The 16679-nt window shown below is 64.2% G+C and carries 15 protein-coding genes; 7 read left to right on the top strand and 8 right to left on the bottom strand.

All coding sequences use genetic code 11. From position 1 onward, the window contains the following. From APH30_RS19620 to APH30_RS19605, 4 genes are all read right to left on the bottom strand, one after another. The coding region (locus APH30_RS19620; RefSeq protein WP_054913510.1) for a protein-glutamate O-methyltransferase CheR at positions 1–1101 on the bottom strand (1101 nt) is incomplete at its 3' end. Further along, complete coding sequence (locus APH30_RS19615) at positions 1098–1604, bottom strand: chemotaxis protein CheW (protein WP_009683465.1); 507 nt, start codon at positions 1602–1604, stop codon at positions 1098–1100. The genes APH30_RS19615 and APH30_RS19620, both read right to left, overlap by 4 nt. Positions 1605–1609: 5 nt before the next feature. Further along, positions 1610–3232 carry a methyl-accepting chemotaxis protein gene (locus tag APH30_RS19610; RefSeq protein WP_054913509.1) on the bottom strand — a complete coding sequence of 541 codons (1623 nt, stop codon included), beginning with the start codon at positions 3230–3232 and terminating at the stop codon, positions 1610–1612. A 272-nt stretch (positions 3233–3504) separates the two neighbouring features. Then, positions 3505–4188 carry a tellurite resistance TerB family protein gene (locus APH30_RS19605; RefSeq protein WP_054913508.1) on the bottom strand — a complete coding sequence of 228 codons (684 nt, stop codon included), beginning with the start codon at positions 4186–4188 and terminating at the stop codon, positions 3505–3507. Positions 4189–4345: 157 nt separating this feature from the next. Here APH30_RS19605 and ydcS point away from each other — a divergent pair, with 157 nt between their 5' ends. The 5 genes from ydcS to APH30_RS19580 all read left to right on the top strand — a co-directional run bounded on the left by ydcS (position 4346) and on the right by APH30_RS19580 (position 9783). Next, on the top strand, positions 4346–5497 hold the full coding sequence (gene ydcS / locus APH30_RS19600) for a putative ABC transporter substrate-binding protein YdcS (protein ID WP_054913507.1): 1152 nt from the start codon (positions 4346–4348) through the stop codon (positions 5495–5497). Positions 5498–5599: 102 nt separating this feature from the next. Then, complete coding sequence (locus tag APH30_RS19595) at positions 5600–6637, top strand: ABC transporter ATP-binding protein (protein ID WP_054913506.1); 1038 nt, start codon at positions 5600–5602, stop codon at positions 6635–6637. Next, positions 6634–7545, top strand: a complete 912-nt coding sequence (locus tag APH30_RS19590; RefSeq protein ID WP_054913505.1) for an ABC transporter permease — start codon at positions 6634–6636, stop codon at positions 7543–7545. Before APH30_RS19595 ends, APH30_RS19590 begins: the two co-directional genes overlap by 4 nt. Then, positions 7535–8341 (top strand): ABC transporter permease, encoded by an 807-nt coding sequence (locus APH30_RS19585; RefSeq protein ID WP_009683459.1) that lies wholly within the window; start codon positions 7535–7537, stop codon positions 8339–8341. The genes APH30_RS19590 and APH30_RS19585 overlap by 11 nt, the downstream gene beginning before the upstream one ends. Before the next feature lie 17 nt (positions 8342–8358). Continuing rightward, positions 8359–9783: a gamma-aminobutyraldehyde dehydrogenase gene (locus tag APH30_RS19580; protein ID WP_054913504.1), complete on the top strand. Its 1425-nt coding sequence runs from the start codon at positions 8359–8361 to the stop codon at positions 9781–9783. Between the two features lie 374 nt (positions 9784–10157). Here APH30_RS19580 and APH30_RS19575 read toward each other — a convergent pair whose 3' ends face one another. The 3 genes from APH30_RS19575 to APH30_RS19565 all read right to left on the bottom strand — a co-directional run bounded on the left by APH30_RS19575 (position 10158) and on the right by APH30_RS19565 (position 13883). After that, positions 10158–11264, bottom strand: a complete 1107-nt coding sequence (locus APH30_RS19575) for an NADH:flavin oxidoreductase/NADH oxidase (protein WP_029886739.1) — start codon at positions 11262–11264, stop codon at positions 10158–10160. A gap of 358 nt (positions 11265–11622) precedes the next feature. Continuing rightward, positions 11623–13332 carry a single-stranded-DNA-specific exonuclease RecJ gene (recJ, locus tag APH30_RS19570; RefSeq protein WP_029886738.1) on the bottom strand — a complete coding sequence of 570 codons (1710 nt, stop codon included), beginning with the start codon at positions 13330–13332 and terminating at the stop codon, positions 11623–11625. Positions 13333–13340: 8 nt separating this feature from the next. After that, complete coding sequence (locus APH30_RS19565; RefSeq protein ID WP_054913503.1) at positions 13341–13883, bottom strand: YaeQ family protein; 543 nt, start codon at positions 13881–13883, stop codon at positions 13341–13343. 131 nt (positions 13884–14014) lie between these two features. Here APH30_RS19565 and APH30_RS19560 point away from each other — a divergent pair, with 131 nt between their 5' ends. After that, complete coding sequence (locus tag APH30_RS19560; protein ID WP_009683452.1) at positions 14015–15214, top strand: CaiB/BaiF CoA-transferase family protein; 1200 nt, start codon at positions 14015–14017, stop codon at positions 15212–15214. Between the two features lie 20 nt (positions 15215–15234). Next, on the top strand, positions 15235–16110 hold the full coding sequence (locus APH30_RS19555; protein WP_054913502.1) for a TIGR02285 family protein: 876 nt from the start codon (positions 15235–15237) through the stop codon (positions 16108–16110). Positions 16111–16462: 352 nt separating this feature from the next. Here the strand turns inward: APH30_RS19555 and APH30_RS19550 are convergent. After that, a partial coding sequence (locus APH30_RS19550; RefSeq protein WP_029888112.1) for a DUF3509 domain-containing protein occupies positions 16463–16679 on the bottom strand: 217 nt, incomplete at its 5' end.

Genomic DNA, 16679 nt, shown 5'->3' with positions numbered 1-16679 from the left:
GGTATCGCTGAGCAGCCCCAGCCAGTAATACACCTGCGCCGACGGCGGGTACTGGCCCAGGTAGCGCTGGCATTCGTGGCGAGCCTGTGCGCTGGCGCCGGCATTGGCCAGCCGGGCGATGCCGGCCAGCAGTTCGCTGGGGCCCTCACCCGCAGCCTCGCGGGCCGGCGCTGGCCGGGCCACCACCGGCAGCGCACGCTGCGGCCGCGGCACCGGCAAGGCCGGCAGCGAATACCCGGCAGGCCCGGGCCCCGGCCAACTGCGCCTGGCAGGTGCTGCCGCTGCCGCCGGCGCAGGCGTGCTGCTGCCTGGGTCTCGTACGTAGGCAAACGACTGGGCGATCCCCAGCGGGCGCATGCCCAGGCGCGCCAACAGGCTGCCCTCTGCCGGACCGATGAACAGCACCCCCTGTGGGTGCAGCAGGCGCTTGAGCACTTCGAAGACGCGTTGCTGGGTCGGCACGTCAAAGTAGATCAGCAGGTTGCGACAGAACACGAAGTCATACAGGCCATCGCGGCTGGCCAGCAGCGGGTCGAGCACATTGCCTACCTGCAGGCTGACTTGCTGGCGTACCCGCTCGTGCAGGCGGTGGCCTTCGTCGACCACATCGAAGTAACGCTCGCGAAAACCCAGCTCGCTGCCGCGAAAGGCATTGCGGCCATACACGGCCTGCCCGGCCTTGGCCACCGAGCTGGGGCTGATGTCCATGCCATCGACCAGAAACGCCCCCGGCGCCATACCGGCATCAAACAAGGCCATGGCCAGCGAATAGGGCTCCTCGCCCGTCGAGCACGGCAGGCTGAGCAACCGCAGCGGCCGCGCGCCGTCCAGTTCGGCACGGCGCTTGTGCGCCAGGGCCGCCAGAGCGGTGAAGGACTCGGGGTACCGGAAGAACCAAGTCTCTGGCACGATCACCGCTTCGATCAGTGCCTGTTGCTCTTCACCGGACTGCTGCAGGCGCAGCCAGTAGTCGTCCAGATCGGCAGCGCCCACCGCTACGCTGCGCTGGCGCAGTGCACGCTCGACCATCGGCGTGCCGACAGACTCCACATCCAGGCCAATACGCTCACGCAAGAAACGGAAAAAACGCTGTTCGGTCATGTCGGCCCCCCGGTCGGGCCCTGCGTGTACAGCAATGCGTGCACGGCGTCGGGCAGCAGGTCATTGACTTCGATGCGCTGCAGCATGCCAAGGGCATCCTGACGCACCGGCCCCAGGTAAGGGGCTTCGCCCGTGTCTACACCGTAGGGCTGGAACTCATCGGGCTGGCAGCGCAGGGTCTCGGTTGCCTGCTCCAGCACCAGCCCCAACTGCAGCCCAGCCCGGTAGTGCACCAGTACCAGCCGGGTGCTGGTGCGCTGCGCCGCCGGCTGGCCGAAGCTGAGCGCGGCCAGGTCGATGACGGGTATGAGCAGGCCACGGTGGGCCAGAATACCCGCCACCCAGGCTGGCGCCCGGGCAATCGGCTTGAGTGGCCGAAGTGGCAGCACTTCGATCACCTCGTGCACGCTCAGGGCAAAGCGTTGTTCCCTGATACGGAACTGCAGGTACAGCGCCCCCTTGGCGTTGCCCGGCTGTGCGGCCGGCGCTTGCGTGTCGGTCATCGCGGTCAGACTTTGAAACGCGACACGCCGCCACGCAAGCCTGCGGCCACCTGGCTAAGCTCATCGATGGCAAAGCTGGCCTGGCGCAGCGACTCGACGGTCTGGGTGCTGGCATCACTGAGCTGGGCCAACGCCTGGTTGATCTGCTCGGCACCGGTGGCCTGGGCCTGCATGCCTTCGTTGACCATCAGCACGCGCGGTGCCAAGGCCTGTACCTGGTGAATGATCTGGCTCAGTTGCTCGCCGACCTGCTGCACTTCGAACATGCCCCGGCGCACTTCTTCGGAAAACTTGTCCATGCCCATGACCCCGGCCGACACCGCCGACTGGATCTCACGCACCATCTGCTCGATATCGTAAGTGGCCACGGCGGTCTGGTCGGCCAGGCGCCGCACCTCGGTGGCCACCACGGCAAAGCCACGGCCATACTCACCAGCCTTTTCCGCCTCGATGGCGGCGTTGAGCGACAACAGGTTGGTCTGGTCGGCCACCTTGACGATCGTCACGACCATCTGGGTAATGTTGCTGGCCTTCTCGTTGAGGATGCCCAGCTTGGCGTTGACCAGGTCGGCGGCGCCCATCACCTGGTGCATGGTCTCTTCCATGCGGGCCAGGCCCTGCTGGCCGGAGCCGGCAAGGCTGGAGGCCTGGTCGGCGGCCGAAGTGACTTCAGTCATGGTGCGCACCAGGTCACGCGAAGTGGCAGCAATTTCCCGCGAGGTGGCGCCGATTTCCGTGGTGGTGGCTGCGGTTTCGGTGGCAGTGGCCTGCTGCTGCTTGGACGTGGCGGCGATCTCGGTAACCGACGTGGTGACCTGCACCGACGAGCGCTGGGCCTGGGCCACCAGGTTCGCCAGCGCTTCGGCCATTTCGTTGAAGCCGCTCTCGATGGCGCCGAACTCATCCTTGCGTTCCAGGCTCAGGCGCACGCTCAGGTCACCCGAACGCAGCTTGTCGAGGGCTTGGACGATACGCTGCATGGGCGCGGTGATGGCGCGCATCAGCAACAGGCCGCACACCCCGGCCGCGACAATGGCCAGCAACAGCGAGACGATCATGCTGCCCTTGGCGGTGGTCACGGCACTGACGATATCGCGGGTGGCGGCATCAGCGGAGGCGCGGTTGTTCTCGATGACATCGTTCAGGTGCTTGCGACCGTCGACCCAGGCGGGCGTGAGTACGTCGTTGATCAGGCGCTGGGCTTCGGCGTAGTTGCGCTGACGGTAGGCATCCAGCACCTGGCCGACAATCTTCATGTAGTTTTCTTCAAGCTGCACGAAGCTGTCGAAGCGGGCCTGGTCGTCATGGCCCTGGATGGTGCTCTGGTAACTGGCCATGAATTGCTTCAGCCGGTCTTCGAAACTCTTGAACCGTTCCATGTCGCCCGGGGTGATTTCCCGGTGGTTGGACAGCCCGACCAACTGTTGGCTGGTGACGTAGCTGTCGACCCAGGCGCTGCGGATCATCGAGCTGTAGTAGACCCCGGGAATGCTGTCTGTACCTACGGCGGCTTCGGCGGTTTCGATGGCGGCCAACCGCGAGTAGGCGGCCACGATCATCAGCAGCATGATGGCGATGATCACGGCGAAACTTGCCAGGATCCGTTGGCGCAACGTCCAGTTCTTCACATTCAGCCCTCAGGAATTCACAACGAGCGGGGAAAATCGCCGAAGTATAGCCTAGAGGCCTTACGCTTTTGCGGGTGAAATGTGGGGTAACCTGGCATCCCCGCTAATGGACGGAGCCCTTCATGGAAAAGTCGCTTCGTTTGTGGGAGCGGCCTTGTGTCGCGAAAGGGCCGCGCAGCGGCCCCGGCAGTTCATGCGGCGAAGCTAAAATCTTTGGGGCTGCTGCGCAGCCCTTTCGCGACACAAGGCCGCTCCCACAAGGACCGCGTCGCTTACTGGCCTGCGGCTAACCGCACCTGGCTCTCCAACTCCTGGCGCAAGGCTGGGTCCAGGCGCAACTGGCGGGCCAGCTCATCGAGGTAGGCGCGCTCCATGAAGTTTTCCTGGTCGACCATCATCATGCTGGCCAGGTACATCTCGGCAGCCATCTCGGGCGTCTGTGCGGCGCGGGCGACTTCAGCCGGGTCCAGCGGCTTGTTCAGTTCGGCGTGCAGCCAATGCTGCAACTCGCGGTCGCTGTCCAGGCGGGTGAACTCACCTTCGATCAGCGCCCGTTCGCGTTCGTCGATATGGCCGTCGGACTTGGCCGCAGCCACCAGCGCCCGCAACACCGCCTGGCTGTGCTGCTCGACCTGGGCCGGCGGCAAGCGGTCGACCGTCTGCGGCTCGCTGGCAGCCACCTGCTGGCGCGCCTGCCAGTTGCCGTAGGCCTTGTAGGCCAGCACCCCGAGTGCCGCGAGGCCACCATAGGTCAGGGCCTTGCCCCCATATTTTCGCGCCTTCTTGTTGCCCAGCAGCACGCCCAGTGCGCCACCGCCCAGCAAGCCACCACCGGCCCCGGACAACAGGCCGCCAAGCCCGCTGGCGCCAGCACCGGGTTTGCCGGAAGCAGAGGATTTGTTCAGCAACTCCTGGCCAGATTTGAGCAGTTGGTCCAGCAAGCCACGGGTGTTCATGTGCAAGTCTCCAGGCATGGGAAGTCATCCGCCAGAGTAAGGCCTGCCCGGTAAAGGACCATGCGCGGATTTGCTTCTGGATGTTGCATTGACTGGCAAAAAGCCAACTAGACTCGACCACTGCCGCGACCACAATCTCCAACAAGAGGGAACACCCATGCCCGTGCACAAGACCGCATTGCTCGGCGCCACCACCTGTGCCGTGCTGGCCAGTACCGGCCTGCTGGCCGCCGAACCGCCCAAGGCCCTGGGGCCTGGCGAAGGGCGCCTGGACATCGTCGCCTGGCCCGGCTACATCGAGCGCGGTGAAAGCGACAAGGCGTATGACTGGGTGACCGGCTTCGAACAGCAAACCGGCTGCAAGGTCAGCGTGAAAACCGCTGCCACCTCGGACGAAATGGTCAGCCTGATGGCCAAGGGGGGCTACGACCTGGTTACCGCCTCGGGCGATGCCTCGTTACGGCTGATCGCCGGCAAACGGGTGCAACCGATCAACACCGCCTTGATCCCCAACTGGAAAAACATCGACCCGCGCCTGCAGAACGGTGGTTGGTATGTGGTCGACAAACAGGTCTATGGCACCCCGTACCAGTGGGGGCCGAACGTGCTGCTGTACAACACCAACGCGTTCAAGCAGGCACCGACCAGCTGGGGCGTGGTGTTCGTGCCGCAGGACCTGCCCGATGGCAAGCCGAACAAAGGCCGCGTACAGGCGTATGACGGGCCGATCTACATCGCGGACGCGGCGCTGTACCTGAAGTCGGCCAAACCCGAACTGGGCATCCAGGACCCGTATGAACTGACCGAGACGCAATACCAGGCGGTGCTCGAACTGCTGCGCCAGCAGCAACCGCTGATCCATCGCTACTGGCACGACGCCACAGTGCAGATGAGCGACGTGAAGAACGAAGGCGTGGTCGCCTCCAGTTCTTGGGGCTACATGGTCAATGGCCTGAAGGCCGAGCACCAGCCCGTGGCGTCGACCATCCCCAAGGAGGGCGCTACCGGCTGGGCCGATACCACCATGCTGCACACCGATGCCAAGCACCCCAACTGCGCCTACCAATGGATGGACTGGTCGCTGCAGCCGAAGGTCCAGGGTGACGTGGCCGCCTGGTTCGGGTCGTTGCCGGCGGTGCCGGCAGCCTGCAGTGGCAACGAGTTGCTCGGCGCCGAGGGTTGCAAGACCAACGGCTTCGACAACTTCGACAAGATCGCCTTCTGGAAAACCCCGCAGGCCCAGGGTGGCAAGTTCGTGCCCTACAGCCGCTGGACTCAAGATTACATTGCCATCATGGGTGGGCGCTGAGGGTTTCTCCGCCTGTTCCGGCCCTGTGGTGTGATCCCTGTGGGGCCGGCTTGCCGGGGACAGGGCCGATACAGGCAAGACAAGAACAACAGAGAACCGCGTATGCCCCTAGCCGTCCAGTTCACCCAGGTTTCCCGTAGCTTCGGCGAGGTCAAGGCCGTAGACCAGGTCAGCATCGACATCAGCGATGGGGAGTTCTTCTCCATGCTCGGCCCGTCCGGCTCCGGCAAGACCACCTGCCTGCGCCTGATCGCCGGCTTCGAGCAGCCAAGCAGCGGCTCGATCCGTATCCACGGCCTGGAAGCTGCCGGCGTGCCGCCCTACCAGCGTGACGTCAATACCGTGTTCCAGGACTACGCGTTGTTCCCGCACATGAACGTGCTCGACAACATCGCCTATGGCTTGAAAGTGAAAGGCGTGGCCAAGGCCGAGCGCCACAGCCGTGCCGAGCAAGCCCTGGCCATGGTGGCCCTGGCCGGCTACGGCGCGCGCAAGCCGGCGCAGCTTTCGGGTGGCCAGCGCCAGCGTGTGGCCCTGGCGCGGGCACTGGTCAACCGGCCCCGCGTGCTGCTGCTGGACGAGCCGCTGGGCGCGTTGGACCTCAAGCTGCGCGAACAGATGCAGGGCGAGCTGAAGAAGCTGCAACGCCAGCTAGGCATCACCTTCATCTTCGTCACCCATGACCAGACCGAGGCGCTGTCGATGTCGGACCGGGTCGCGGTGTTCAACCGCGGCCGCATCGAACAGGTCGACACCCCGCGCAATCTTTACATGAAACCCGCCACCACCTTCGTCGCCGAATTCGTCGGCACGTCCAACGTGATGCGTGGCGAATTGGCGAGGGCGCTCAACGGCCACCCGGCGCCGTTTTCCATCCGCCCTGAGCACATCCGCCTGGTCGACCCGGTGGTCACCAGCCACGAGGTCCAGGTCAGCGGCCTGCTGCGCGATGTGCAGTACCAGGGCAGCGCCACCCGGTACGAGTTGCAACTGGACAATGGCCAACTGTTGGCGGTAACCCAGGCCAACGACCGCTGGCAGGCACAGCCCCAGGCCTGGCAACCCGGGCAGCGGGTGCAGGCGCACTGGCCGCGCGAGGCGATGACCGTGCTGCAGGAAAGCGCTGGGCCATTGCCATGAGCGCGCTCCGAGGCCTGGCCGATGTGCTGTACCGGCGCCCCAACCTGTACCTGGCCCTGCTGCTGATCCCGCCACTGACCTGGTTCGGCGCCATCTACCTGGGCTCGTTGCTGAACCTGTTGTGGCAGGGTTTCTACACCTTCGACGACTTCACCATGGCGGTCACCCCGGACCTGACCCTGGGCAACTTCGCCGCGCTGTTCAACCCGTCGAACTTCGACATCATCCTGCGTACCCTGTGCATGGCGGTGGCGGTGTCACTGGCCAGCGCGGTACTGGCGTTTCCCATCGCCTACTACATGGCGCGCTACACCCGCGGCAAGACCAAGGCATTTTTCTATATCGCCGTGATGATGCCGATGTGGGCCAGCTACATCGTCAAGACCTACGCCTGGACCCTGCTGCTGGCCAAGGGTGGGGTGGCCCAGTGGTTCGTCCACCAGCTGCACCTGGACGCCCTGCTGCAAGCCGTGCTGACGGTGCCGGGCGTGGGCGGCAGCACGCTGTCGACCTCGCACCTGGGGCGCTTCATGGTGTTCGTGTACATCTGGCTACCGTTTATGATCCTGCCGATCCAGGCCTCGCTGGAGCGCTTGCCGCCGTCGCTGTTACAGGCCTCGGCAGACCTTGGCGCACGCCCCGGGCAAACCTTCATGCAGGTGATACTGCCGCTGTCGATTCCCGGTATCGCCGCCGGTTCGATCTTCACCTTCTCGCTTACCCTCGGCGACTTCATCGTGCCGCAGCTGGTGGGCCCACCCGGCTACTTCATCGGCAGCATGGTCTATGCCCAGCAAGGGGCGATCGGCAACATGCCGATGGCGGCGGCATTTACCTTGGTGCCGATCGTGCTGATTGCGCTGTACCTGTCGATCGTCAAGCGCCTGGGGGCCTTCGATGCACTCTGAACAAGCCTCTGTAGGGTTGCGCCTGGCGGCCTGGGGCGGGCTGTTGTTTCTGCATTTCCCGATCCTGATCATCTTCCTGTACGCCTTCAACACCGAAGACGCAGCATTCAGCTTCCCGCCCACGGGGTTTACCCTGAAGTGGTTTGCCGTGGCCTTCGCACGCACCGATGTGCTGGACGCGATCAAGCTGTCGTTGCAGGTCGCCTGCCTGGCGACCCTGATCGCCCTGGTGCTGGGCACACTGGCATCGGCCGCACTGTACCGGCGCAGCTTTTTCGGCAAAGAGGCCATATCGCTGATGCTGATCCTGCCCATCGCCCTGCCCGGCATCATCACCGGCATCGCCCTGCTCTCGGCGTTCAAGACCTTGGGCGTGGAGCCCGGGGTGTTCACCATCGTGGTCGGCCATGCCACATTCTGCGTGGTGATCGTCTACAACAATGTGATCGCCCGCCTGCGGCGCACCTCACACAGCCTGATCGAGGCCTCCATGGACCTGGGTGCCGATGGCTGGCAGACCTTTCGCTACATCATCCTGCCCAACCTCGGCTCGGCACTGCTGGCCGGCGGTATGCTGGCCTTTGCCCTGTCGTTCGATGAGATCATTGTCACGACCTTCACCGCCGGCCACGAACGCACCCTGCCGATCTGGCTACTCAACCAGCTCAGCCGGCCGCGCGACGTGCCGGTGACCAATGTGGTAGCCATGCTGGTGATGTTGGTGACGATGCTGCCGATCCTTGGCGCCTATTACCTGACCCGTGGCGGCGACAGCGTTGCGGGCAGTGGCAAATGACCCTGGAGGAGTACCCGATGCAAACGCAGATGCTGATCAATGGCCAACTGGTCGCCGGCCAAGGCCCGACCTGGACCGTGCTCGACCCGGCGCTGGGCACCGCCCTGGCGCAGATCAACGAAGCCAGCGAAGCCCAGGTGGACAGCGCCGTGCGTGCCGCTGACCATGCGTTCGACAGTTGGTCGCAAACCAGCCCCAAGGACCGCGCCCAGGCGTTGTTGAACCTGGCAGACGCCATTGAGGCGCATGGCGATGAACTGGCTCGGCTGGAATCGCAGAACTGCGGCAAACCCTTGAGTGCCGCGCGCAATGACGAAATTCCGGCGATTGCCGACGTGTTTCGTTTTTTCGCCGGTGCGGCGCGCTGCCTGGGCGGCTCGGCGGCAGGTGAGTACCTGCCGGGCCACACGTCGATGATCCGTCGCGACCCCTTGGGCGTGGTGGCCTCGATTGCACCGTGGAACTACCCGCTGATGATGCTGGCCTGGAAGATCGCCCCGGCCCTGGCGGCCGGCAACACGGTGGTGATCAAACCCTCTGAGCTGACCCCGTTGACCGCCTTGCGCCTGGGGGAACTGGCCAAGGACCTGCTGCCGGTCGGGGTGCTCAACATTCTGTTTGGCCGTGGCCAGACGGTCGGCAACCCACTGGTTACGCACCCCAAGGTCCGCATGGTGTCGCTGACAGGCTCGATCCCCACCGGCGCCCATATCATCAGCGCCACCGCCGACAGCGTGAAGCGCATGCACATGGAGCTGGGCGGCAAGGCGCCAGTCCTGGTGTTCGATGATGCCGACATCGATGCCGCGATCGAGGGTATTCGCACCTTCGGTTTCTACAACGCCGGCCAGGACTGCACGGCGGCTTGCCGCCTGTATGTGCAGGCCGGTATCTATGAGCGCTTCGTCGAGCGCCTGGGGGAAGCGGTAGCCAGCATCAAGCCCGGCCTGCAGGAAGCCGAGGGCACCGAGCTGGGGCCGCTGATCAGCGCCCAGCACCGCGACAAGGTCGCCGGCCTGGTACAGCGCGCCATCGCCCAGCCGCACATTCGCCTGGTGACCGGTGGCAAGGCAATCGAGGGTGATGGGTACTTTTTCCAGCCGACGGTGCTGGCCGACGCCCTGCAGGATGATGAGATCGTGCGCAACGAAGTGTTCGGCCCGGTGGTGTCGGTAACCCGTTTCAGCGACGAAGCGCAGGCGCTGGAATGGGCCAACGACTCCAACTATGGCCTGGCCTCCTCGGTCTGGACCCGCGACACCGGCCGCGCCCACCGCCTGGCCGCACGCCTGCAATATGGCTGCACCTGGGTGAATACCCATTTCATGCTGGTCAGTGAAATGCCCCACGGCGGGCAGAAACACTCGGGGTACGGCAAGGACATGTCGATGTATGGGCTAGAGGACTACACCTGTGTGCGGCACGTGATGATCAAGCATTGATTATCATGCTCGGTCACGCTGGGTCCGCTCAACCGCGTTCAAGGTAGGAGCAACTGTCTTTCCCAAAATTTGAAAAGCCTGCGCGATTCATTGTGGGAGCGGGCTTGCCCGCGAAGCAGGCGACGCGGTGTCTGGCACCGGCTGCGCCGGTGTTCGCGGGCACGCCCGCTCCCACAAGTGGAACGGTGAATGACAGCTTCTGCTCCTACTCGTGCTCTAGGCACATTCAGCTTGTCATTCACCGCTCTCACTCCAGATTCTAATCCCCTCTCAAGACACAAGCGGCCTTGTGTCGCGACGGGGGCGCGCAGTGCCCCAGGTATTTTCGTGGTTAGACTGCGGCCTTGTCGCCACACAAGGCCGCTCATTCAGAATCAGTCGCGCAGATCCGACTCATGAATCGGGTTGGCCCGGCTGGTAGCGCGCTGGTACTGGGCCGGCCAGGTAGCCTTGTTACCGCCCAGGTCGTCGTCGGCATGCAGCGGCCAGTAAGGGTCGCGCAGCAGTTCGCGGGCAAGGAAGATGAGGTCGGCCTGGCCGGTACGCAAGATATGCTCGGCCTGCGCAGGTTCGGTGATCATGCCCACGGTGCCGGTGGCAATTTCAGACTCTTTGCGCACGCGCTCGGCGAAACGGGTCTGGTAGCCGGGGCCGGTGGGTATTTCGGCGTTGACCGAAGTGCCGCCAGAGGACACGTCGATCAAATCGACGCCCAGGTTACGCAGGCGCCGGGCCAGTTCGACGGTTTCATCCGGGTTCCAGCCGTCTTCCACCCAATCGGTTGCCGATACCCGCACGAACAGGGGCAATTCGGCAGGCCATACCTTGCGCACCGCTTCCACCACTTGCAGGGTCAGGCGGATGCGGTTTTCGAAGCAACTGCCGTATTCGTCACGCCGCTGGTTGCTCAGCGGTGACAGGAACTGGTGCAGCAGGTAGCCATGGGCGGCGTGAACCTCGAGCACTTTGAAGCCGGCCTGCAACGCGCGCTCGGCCGAGGCAACGAAGGCACCGACCACCTCCTGGATGTCGCCCAAGGTCAGCTCGCGTGGCGTTGTATGTTGCGGGTCGAAGGCAATCTTCGAGGGCCCCACCGGCTGCCAGCCACCCTCCTCGGGTTTGACGCTACCGTGCTTGCCCAGCCAGGGGCGGTAGGTACTGGCCTTGCGCCCGGCGTGCGCCAGCTGGATGCCGGGCACGGCGCCCTGGGCGGTGATGAAGCGGGTGATGCGTTGCAGCGGGGCGATCTGTGCGTCCTCCCACAACCCAAGGTCTTCGGCTGTGATGCGGCCATCGGCGGTAACCGCTACGGCCTCGGTGATCACCAGGCCCGCGCCACCCACCGCGCGGCTGCCCAAGTGAACGAGGTGCCAGTCGTTGGCCAGGCCATCGGCTGCAGAATACTGGCACATCGGCGAAACGGCGATGCGGTTGGGCAACGTCAGTTGACGCAGGGTGTAAGGCTCGAGCAGCAGGCTCATGAGGGCACCTCCCAAGAACTCCAATGGTGATCCGGCCCGGACACTCAATAGCACGTCCCTGGCCTGGGTCCGGTCATACTTCAGACTAGACCAGAATGCCTGGGGGGAAGGTTCCATGGGATTTTGAGCAAGTTGTTTACAGACGCCTGTGGCCGGCCGCTGCCGCCTTCATTGGCACATGGGCCGTGTAGGAGCGGCCTTGTGTCGCGATGGGCTGCAAGGCAGCCCCGGCAATTTGTGCAGCTGTGCTGAAAGCCTGGATTTTTGCAGCTGTGCTGAAAGCCTGAACTTGTGCATATATGCTGACAACCTGAGGCTGCTTTGCAGCCCATCGCGACACAAGGCCGCTCCTACAGGGTCAACGCGGTTCCATGTGGGCAATCATCAACTGCACACTTTCATTGCCCCGAAACTCGTTCACATCCAGCTTGTACGCCAACTCGACCCAGCGCACCGTCGGGTTCGGCCATACGTCGCGGTCGATGCCGAAGGCAATGCCATCCAGCCGCACCGAGCCACACTCGCTCTTCAGTACCACCTTCAAGTGCCGCTCGCCCACCACGCGCTGCTCCACCAACTGGAATACGCCATGAAACAGCGGCTCAGGGAAATGCTGGCCCCATGGCCCGGCATTGCGTAGCGCCTTGGCCAGATCAAGGTGGAATTCTTCCACCGCCAGGCTGCCGTCGGACAGCAGGCGCCCGGTCAGGTCGTCTTCACGCAGCTGGCGCCGTACCTCTTCGTCGAAAGCCTCGGCAAAGGCCGGGAAATTTGCCTCTGGCAACGACAAGCCAGCGGCCATGGCGTGGCCGCCGAACTTGCTGATCAATTGCGGGTGGCGCGCCGCCACGGCATCCAGCGCATCGCGAATATGGAACCCTGGCACAGAACGCGCCGAGCCCTTCAGCATGCCAGCGCCTGCATCGGCGAAGGCAATGGTCGGCCGGTGGTAACGCTCCTTCAGCCGCGACGCCAGAATACCGATCACGCCCTGGTGCCAGTCGGCATCGAACAGGCACAAGCCGTAAGGCATCGACTCGACCGGCAGGTCCTTGAGCTGGGCCAGCGCCTCGCGCTGCATGCCTTGCTCGATGGACTTGCGGTCCTGGTTCAGGTCATCCAGCTGCTGCGCCATGTCCTGGGCCAGCGCCGGGTCTTCGCACAGCAGGCATTCGATGCCCAGGCTCATGTCGTCCAGGCGCCCGGCTGCATTCAGGCGTGGGCCAAGAATGAAACCCAGGTCGGTGGAGGTGATGCGCCGGTGATCGCGGCGGGCCACCTCAAGAATGGCCTTCAAGCCAGGGCGGGCACGACCGGCACGGATGCGCTCCAGGCCCTGGTGCACCAGGATGCGGTTGTTGGCATCCAGCGGCACCACATCGGCCACACTGCCCAGGGCGACCAGGTCGAGCAGTTCACCGATGTTCGGCTGGGGTTGTGTCGCGTAGCGGCCCAGGCTGCGCAACCGCGCGCGCAGGGCCATCAGCACATAGAAGATGACACCGACCCCGGCCAGCGCCTTGCTCGGGAAGCTGCAACCCGGCTGGTTGGGGTTGATGATGGCGTCGGCATCGGGCAGTTGTTCGCCCGGCAAGTGATGGTCGGTCACCAGCACTTTCAGCCCAGCGGCCTTGGCAGCGGCCACCCCGTCGACGCTGGAAATGCCGTTGTCCACGGTAATCAGCAACTGCGGCTGGCGCTGCAGGGCAACTTCGACGATTTCCGGGGTCAGGCCGTAACCGTATTCAAAACGGTTGGGCACCAGGTAATCGACATGGGCTGCCCCCAACAAACGCAAGCCCAGCACCCCAACCGTACTTGCGGTGGCACCGTCGGCGTCGAAGTCGCCGACAATGAGAATGCGCTGGCGCTGGTCTATGGCAGCGACCAGCAGGTCGACGCCGGCCTCGATGCCCTTGAGCTGCTGATAGGGCAGCAGCCGCGCAAGGCTTTTGTCCAGTTCGGCCTCGCTTTGCACGCCGCGTGCGGCATACAAACGGGTGAGCAAGGGTGGCAGGTTACCCAGAAAAGGCAGGGTCGCAGGCAGGGGGCGAGGTTCGATACGCATGGGTTGCTTCAGCCACGCTCACCCAGTAGCCACTGCAGTTGCACTTCGTGCTGGCCACGGTCGTCGGTAACGAAGACCGTACCTTCGCTGATCATCACATCCCACTTGATGGCGCGCGGCATGTCGGCGGCCAGGGTTTCCAGCACCTCCTGCGGCACTGCGGCGATGTTCAGGTTCTTGAGGTTCTTGACCGCGCCGACCACCTTGCCTTCCCACACGCGCAGGCTGCCATAGGCCAGCAGGCTGGTGCGTTCGGTGCGCCGCGAGCACCAGGTCAGGCGCTCGGCATCGGGTTGGCCCACTTCGATCCAGTGCAGCACGCGGTCGTCCAGGCTCTTTTCCCACAGTGCCGGCTCATCCACATCCGACAGGCCACGGCCGAACGACAGGTTCTCGTTGTACCAGAGCGCGTAGGCCAACAACCGCACCGCCATGCGCTCTTCGGTTTCCGAAGGGTGGCGCGCGATGGTCTGCTTGACGCTTTGGTAGACGTTACGGTCAAGGTCGGTGAGATTCAGTTCGAACTTGTAGGTGGTGGACGGCTGGGCCATGGTCGACGGGCTTCGTGCAAAAGAAAAGTCGCACAGTCTAACCCATCCGCACTCGCCATGCGCCGCAGCAGTACCCGGCGCAACCGCCGTGTGATAAAACCACCGCTCTGCCCAACTGCCACGGATGCCCCATGTCGACGCCCAGCAAACCCCTCGCCGGCCTCAAGGTTGTCGAACTCGGCACACTGATCGCCGGGCCATTCGCCTCGCGCATCTGCGCCGAATTCGGTGCCGAGGTGGTCAAGGTCGAGTCGCCCGATGGCGGCGACCCGCTGCGCAAGTGGCGCAAGCTGTACGAAGGCACCTCCCTGTGGTGGTTCGTGCAGGCGCGCAACAAGCAGTCGCTGACCCTCAACCTGAAGCACCCCGAAGGCCGCGAGGTATTGCAAAGGCTGCTGGCCGACGCCGACATCCTGATCGAGAACTTCCGCCCGGGCGTGCTCGAAAAGCTTGGCCTGGGCTGGGATGTGCTGCATGCGCTCAATCCTGGGCTGGTCATGGTGCGCCTGTCGGGCTTTGGCCAGACCGGGCCAATGAAGGACCAACCAGGTTTTGGTGCCGTAGGCGAGTCGATGGGCGGCCTGCGCTACATCACCGGCTTCGACGACCGGCCACCGGTGCGCACCGGCATTTCGATCGGCGACTCGATCGCCGCCTTGTGGGGCGTTATCGGTGCGCTGATGGCGCTGCGCCACAGGGAGGTCAACGGCGGTCAGGGCCAGGTGGTGGACGTAGCGTTGTACGAAGCCATCTTCGCCATGATGGAAAGCATGGTCCCGGAATTCGATGTATTCGGTTTTATCCGTGAACGCACCGGCAACATCATGCCCGGCATTACCCCCTCCTCCATCCACACCAGCGCCGACGGCAAGCATGTACAGATCGGCGCCAACGGCGATGCGATCTTCAAGCGCTTCATGCAGGCCATCGGGCGTGCCGACCTGGCTGACGACCCAAGCCTGGCCAGCAACGATGGCCGCGACCTTCGCCGGGATGAGCTGTACGGGGTGATCGACCGCTGGGCCAACAGCCTGCCGCTGGAAACGCTGATGCAGGTGCTGACCGCCGCCGAGGTCCCGGCCAGCCGGATCTACTCCGCCGAGGACATGTTCAGCGACCCGCAGTACCTGGCTCGGGAAATGTTCCTCCAGGCCAAGCTGCCCGACGGCAAGCCATTCAAGATGCCTGGCATCGTGCCCAAGCTGTCGGAAACCCCAGGTTCCAGCGAATGGGTGGGCCCGGCCCTTGGCGAGCACACCGAGGCACTGCTGGCCAGCCTTGGCTATGACGCGGCGGCGATCGCCAGCCTGCGCGCCGCAGGCACGGTCTGAACCAGGCGCAGCCCGGCCGCATGCGCGCCGCCCGCCGCCTACGCCCGCTGGTCCTGCTTTGCGGGCTGATGGCCGCATTGCTGCTGCACCCTGCCAGTGCCAAGGAACGCCTGTTCTGGCTGGTGCGTGACCTGCCGCCATTCACCATTTTCGACGGCCCGGAGCAAGGCCGAGGGGTAATCGACCAACTGCTGCCCCTGTTGATTGCGCAGATGCCCGAGTACGACCACACCATCCAGCGCGTCAACCGTGCCCGCGGAATCCAGATGCTGCAGGACCGCAACACCTTCACCTGCGACCCGACGCTGCTGTGGACACCCCAACGTGAGGAATATGTGCAGTTCTCCCTGCCCTCCCTGGGCGTGCTCAGTGGCGGCCTGGTGGGCCGCAAGGAAAGCCAGGCACTGGTTGCCCCCTATCTGCAGGGCCAGCAGGTAGACCTGCATGGCCTGCTGAGCAAAACCGCACTGAAACTCGGGGTCGTTGCCGAACGCAGTTATGGTCTGCAGATCGACAGCATTTTGCGCCAGCTGCCAGACACTGTGCTCAGCCGCCATTACGGTAACGAAGCCACCGCCAACCTGCTGCAGATGCAGCAGTTGGGGCGCCTGCGCCTGGTGCTCGGCTACTGGCCTGAGGTGCGTTACCTGATCCAGCAGCAAGGCGCCGCGCTGGCCGATTATCAGTTTTATCCAGTGCAGGGGGTGGAGCGCTACCAGTTTCTGCACGTGGGGTGCTCGGACAGCGAACTGGGGCGCGCTGCAGTGGCGCATATCGACCAGTTGCTGCTTGCGTTGCGACGGGACGTGCTGCCAAGGCTGTATGCCCACTGGCTGGATCCGGTCTCGCGCAGAAACTACCTGGAAGAAAGCAAGCGTTTCTTCGAAGCACATTAAATGCCTGCACCCGCCCTGTCGCGGGCAAGCCAGCTCCAGAGAAAAATGCATAACTTATTGATTTAGCGGGGACTTTGTGGGCGCGGGCATGCCCGCGGAAAATCCACCGCGGTGGCTGGCACCGGCTACGCCGGTGTTCGCGGGCACGCCCGCTCCCACACAGGCCGCGTCGCGCTTACGAATTGAGTCAGCGGCGCGACAGGGCCGGTAGAGAACCCAGAAAAAAGAAACCCCGGGCGCTGGGGAAGGACGCCCGGGGTCAAGCGAAAGCCCTTGAGGACTTCCCGTGGCAGCTTTGCCAGCGCCGGAGCAAAGCGCTGGCTGGCTGCCCCTACTGTGTCAGATGAATCCTTTAGGCAAAGGTTCCCTGCGGTTGCTGGCGTTGTTGCAGCGCAGCGATCACGCAAGGCTGCAGCCGCCCCTCGGCTATCTGCAGGTCACGGTGCAAACCATCCACCAGGTCGATCAACAGGCGGTGTTCCTGTAACTGGCGCTCACTGACAGTGCGCTGCAAGGTCACCCCCGTGAGGCCGCCTTGAACCGTGAGCTGGCGATTACCGTTGGCATCG

The organism is Pseudomonas sp. NBRC 111127 (assembly GCF_001320345.1).
GTDB classification, from domain to species: Bacteria; Pseudomonadota; Gammaproteobacteria; order Pseudomonadales; family Pseudomonadaceae; genus Aquipseudomonas; species Aquipseudomonas juntendi.
This window is presented reverse-complemented; position numbering and strand designations above follow the sequence as displayed.

What these genes read in the sequence shown, in the direction of transcription:
- APH30_RS19615 (WP_009683465.1), bottom strand. Translation starts at nt 1,604, where the DNA reads ATGACCGACACGCAAGCGCCGGCCGCACAGCCGGGCAACGCCAAGGGG.
- APH30_RS19605 (WP_054913508.1), bottom strand. Translation starts at nt 4,188, where the DNA reads ATGAACACCCGTGGCTTGCTGGACCAACTGCTCAAATCTGGCCAGGAG.
- ydcS (WP_054913507.1), top strand. Translation starts at nt 4,346, where the DNA reads ATGCCCGTGCACAAGACCGCATTGCTCGGCGCCACCACCTGTGCCGTG.
- APH30_RS19595 (WP_054913506.1), top strand. Translation starts at nt 5,600, where the DNA reads ATGCCCCTAGCCGTCCAGTTCACCCAGGTTTCCCGTAGCTTCGGCGAG.
- APH30_RS19590 (WP_054913505.1), top strand. Translation starts at nt 6,634, where the DNA reads ATGAGCGCGCTCCGAGGCCTGGCCGATGTGCTGTACCGGCGCCCCAAC.
- APH30_RS19585 (WP_009683459.1), top strand. Translation starts at nt 7,535, where the DNA reads ATGCACTCTGAACAAGCCTCTGTAGGGTTGCGCCTGGCGGCCTGGGGC.
- APH30_RS19580 (WP_054913504.1), top strand. Translation starts at nt 8,359, where the DNA reads ATGCAAACGCAGATGCTGATCAATGGCCAACTGGTCGCCGGCCAAGGC.
- APH30_RS19575 (WP_029886739.1), bottom strand. Translation starts at nt 11,264, where the DNA reads ATGAGCCTGCTGCTCGAGCCTTACACCCTGCGTCAACTGACGTTGCCC.
- recJ (WP_029886738.1), bottom strand. Translation starts at nt 13,332, where the DNA reads ATGCGTATCGAACCTCGCCCCCTGCCTGCGACCCTGCCTTTTCTGGGT.
- APH30_RS19565 (WP_054913503.1), bottom strand. Translation starts at nt 13,883, where the DNA reads ATGGCCCAGCCGTCCACCACCTACAAGTTCGAACTGAATCTCACCGAC.
- APH30_RS19560 (WP_009683452.1), top strand. Translation starts at nt 14,015, where the DNA reads ATGTCGACGCCCAGCAAACCCCTCGCCGGCCTCAAGGTTGTCGAACTC.
- APH30_RS19555 (WP_054913502.1), top strand. Translation starts at nt 15,235, where the DNA reads ATGCGCGCCGCCCGCCGCCTACGCCCGCTGGTCCTGCTTTGCGGGCTG.